Here is a 2,851-nt window from a genome sequence, read left to right as displayed (position 1 = left end):
GTTTGTTCATAATTTATTAGAAGAAAAAGGCAAAACATTGGAAGACTTTAAAATTAACACTTTATAAAGTTATACATTTAACATAATGGTGGTTATACGCAATACACTTGTATATTAATATAAAAATCAATGACTTAAAATTTCACACTCAACCCTAAAATCCGTAAAAAGCCGACTTTGAAACAAGTCGGCTTTTTTATGTTCGATTCTGTAATATTTTGCCAATAAAAAGTGGAACAACTTTGCAAAATTTACAATTTTGTATTAACATTTTTATATTAACAAAAAGCGATACAACTATGGAAATTGAGTTTTCATGGGATGAGCATAAAGCAGATACAAACCTCAAAAAACATGGTGTAGCTTTCGAAGATGCAACCTTGGTTTTTTATGATGCCTATGCCGTCTTCAAACAGGATCGCTTTGAAAATGGTGAATATCGTTGGCAAGCGATAGGTCTCGTACACGGCCAGACAGTTTTATTAGTGGCTCATACTGTACAAGATCATAATGGGATTGATCATATCCGCATTATTTCGGCACGACAGGCAGAGAAAAAAGAGAGGAACCAATATGAGCAAAACCGTTACCTACAAAATGGATTTGAATAATCCTCCTGTTTTGTCTGAAGAACAAAAGGCAAGACTGGAAGCGTTAGCTAAACGTCCAGACAGTGAAATCGATTTTTCAGATATTCCTGAACTTGATGACAGCTTCTGGAAAAATGCTGTCCAGAATCCTTTCTATAAACCAACTAAGCAAGTGACGACTGTTCGTATTGATTCAGACGTTATGCAATGGTTAAAGGCACAAGGTAAAGGTTATCAGACACGTATGAATAAAATTCTGCGTGATGCCATGCTGAATGATTTAAAAAATCACCCATAAAAACGGAGCTTAAGCTCCGTTTTTTACAAACTATTTTTAAGCTTATAGAATCTAAATTCGGGGTAAATTAAACCTATAATAAAAAGAATGGTAAATGCTATCCATAGAAACAAAGCCATAGCTCTAAGCTGTTCTTCATTCCATGAGCTTGATTCCATATCTAAGAAAAAGATACTCTTCCAGCCTTTAATATAATCAGCTCCACCCCATGAAATAATCCATTTGAACATTAAGCTAACTGCCAAATAAATAAGTACCCACACCCATGTAGACATAAATTACCTTATTATTTTTAATCACTTATTGGATAATTATAACTGATCTTAATAGTCTTATTTAACATAAAATCTCTTATACGAAATTTGAATATTAAAACCTTAAAGATTAAATAACTTTCTGTCTCTTTCTTCAGTTAAATACTCGTTCATTTCAGCAAGTATTTTTTCCTTATTGACTTCATTTTCCATCTTTTTGAGCAAGTAAGAGCCCAATAGAATTTTACGTCTCGTATCATCCTTTCGCTCTTGTTCTTTTTGCTTGGCTTTTTCACGAGCGAGAACAGCTTGCTTCTGTGCTTTAAGCTGTTTTAAGCGTTCTTCTTGTTTCGCAATCTGTTGTTCTAAAGATTCTACTTTCATCGTCACTCTAATACCTAAAAAACCACAGCTAGCATAAGCGTACATGAATTGAAATTCAAGGTACTATCTGCTATTGTGGTTTTCCCGAAGGGCGCACTTTACCATTGATAAAAATCTTTGATTTTTTCAATGGAAGTACGGCAGGGGAACATCCCCTACAACCCCAAACCAATCTATGCAGATTGGTAAAATTCGAAATCGAATTTAAGAGCAAAGGCAAAATGGCAATTTATCATTTTTCAGTGAAGACAATCAGTCGAAGTGCAGGGCGTTCAGCCGTTGCATGTGCTGCTTATCGTTCAGGTGAAAAATTGATAGATGAAAGACAAGGCAAAGAACAGGATTACACCCGAAAAACAGGTGTCGAATTTACAAAAATTTATGCCCCTAAAAATACCCATCCTGAGCTACTCGACCGCAATCACCTTTGGAACACGGTTGAAAAAGTTGAACGTCGAAAAGATGCCAACCTCGCAAGAGAATTTGAAATTGCTTTTCCGCATGAACTCAATGCTGAACAACGTCAATCCTTACTCAATGAGTTATGCCAGGAAATTGTAAAACGACATGACGTAATCGTGGATGCAGCCATTCACGCACCACATACCGCAAGCGGAAGTGATGAACGTAACTATCATGCACATATCATGTTTACAGGTCGTCAGATCGACCTTGAAACTGGCGACTTTGCCAAAAAGAGAAACCGAGATTTTAACAAAGAAAATTCTAGTCAGACTGTAAGCCACTGGAGAGAAGCATTTGCCGACCTAACTAACAAGCATCTAGCTAGAGCAGGCTACTTATCCGAAGTAGACCACCGCAGTTATGCAGATCAAAATAACGGGTTACAAGCAACAGTCCATGAAGGCAGTGCGGTCACACAGCTACGCAGACAGGGCATTGACACTGAAATCAGCCTGAAAAACGATTTAATCAAACAGCAAAATATTGAAAATCAGCATTTGCCTGAACTTCTGAAAAACTTAGAACAAGAAATCATTGTGACCGAGCGGCTTGTAGAAAACTTACAACACGAGAGCGTTAAGCAAAGCCCACAACACAGTATTTTTGACAGCATCAAACAGAATTTAGATGCAGCGGATGAACACCTAAAACAAATCCCACAGATTAACCCTGACAAGGTGAGATCCACTCTAGACCATGTAAGACTGACACGAACTCAAAAAGCGAAAGAGCTTAAACAGCCCGAAAAGCATAGAGCCGTTGTCAATCTTGAAAAAGAGCTTGCGAATGCTACCAGTGACATATTCCGAGTCGTTGCACAAGCCAAGCTTGATTACGTCAACAGCATGATCGAGAAAGGT

The 2,851-nt window shown here is 37.4% G+C and carries 5 protein-coding genes; 3 read left to right on the top strand and 2 right to left on the bottom strand.

Annotation, left to right across the window (positions count from 1 at the left end):
* The first annotated feature begins 299 nt into the window (after positions 1-299).
* Both FTV41_RS14175 and FTV41_RS14170 read left to right on the top strand, forming a co-directional pair.
* Positions 300-611 (top strand): BrnT family toxin, encoded by a 312-nt coding sequence (locus FTV41_RS14175; protein WP_179996721.1) that lies wholly within the window; start codon positions 300-302, stop codon positions 609-611.
* Positions 574-888, top strand: coding sequence for a BrnA antitoxin family protein (locus FTV41_RS14170; protein WP_179996720.1), 315 nt, complete (start codon positions 574-576; stop codon positions 886-888). Before FTV41_RS14175 ends, FTV41_RS14170 begins: the two co-directional genes overlap by 38 nt.
* 23 nt (positions 889-911) lie before the next feature.
* Here FTV41_RS14170 and FTV41_RS14165 read toward each other — a convergent pair whose 3' ends face one another.
* Both FTV41_RS14165 and FTV41_RS14160 read right to left on the bottom strand, forming a co-directional pair.
* Positions 912-1,163 (bottom strand): hypothetical protein, encoded by a 252-nt coding sequence (locus FTV41_RS14165; RefSeq protein WP_004969151.1) that lies wholly within the window; start codon positions 1,161-1,163, stop codon positions 912-914.
* A gap of 102 nt (positions 1,164-1,265) precedes the next feature.
* A complete protein-coding gene (locus tag FTV41_RS14160) occupies positions 1,266-1,526 on the bottom strand; it encodes a mobilization protein (protein WP_111034328.1) in 261 nt (86 codons plus the stop codon).
* 221 nt (positions 1,527-1,747) lie between these two features.
* Here FTV41_RS14160 and mobQ point away from each other — a divergent pair.
* Positions 1,748-2,851 (top strand): MobQ family relaxase (mobQ, locus tag FTV41_RS14155; protein ID WP_257221986.1); only part of this gene is annotated, 1,104 nt, incomplete at its 3' end.

It is taken from the genome of Acinetobacter sp. YH16051, assembly GCF_013417135.1.
In the GTDB taxonomy this organism is placed as follows: domain Bacteria; phylum Pseudomonadota; class Gammaproteobacteria; order Pseudomonadales; family Moraxellaceae; genus Acinetobacter; species Acinetobacter towneri.
Note: the sequence above shows the minus strand (reverse complement) of the source record. Positions and strands in the feature narration are given on the sequence as shown.

Coding starts and splice junctions, on each gene's coding strand:
- FTV41_RS14175 (WP_179996721.1), top strand. CDS start 300: ATGGAAATTGAGTTTTCATGGGATGAGCATAAAGCAGATACAAACCTC.
- FTV41_RS14170 (WP_179996720.1), top strand. CDS start 574: ATGAGCAAAACCGTTACCTACAAAATGGATTTGAATAATCCTCCTGTT.
- FTV41_RS14165 (WP_004969151.1), bottom strand. CDS start 1,163: ATGTCTACATGGGTGTGGGTACTTATTTATTTGGCAGTTAGCTTAATG.
- FTV41_RS14160 (WP_111034328.1), bottom strand. CDS start 1,526: ATGAAAGTAGAATCTTTAGAACAACAGATTGCGAAACAAGAAGAACGC.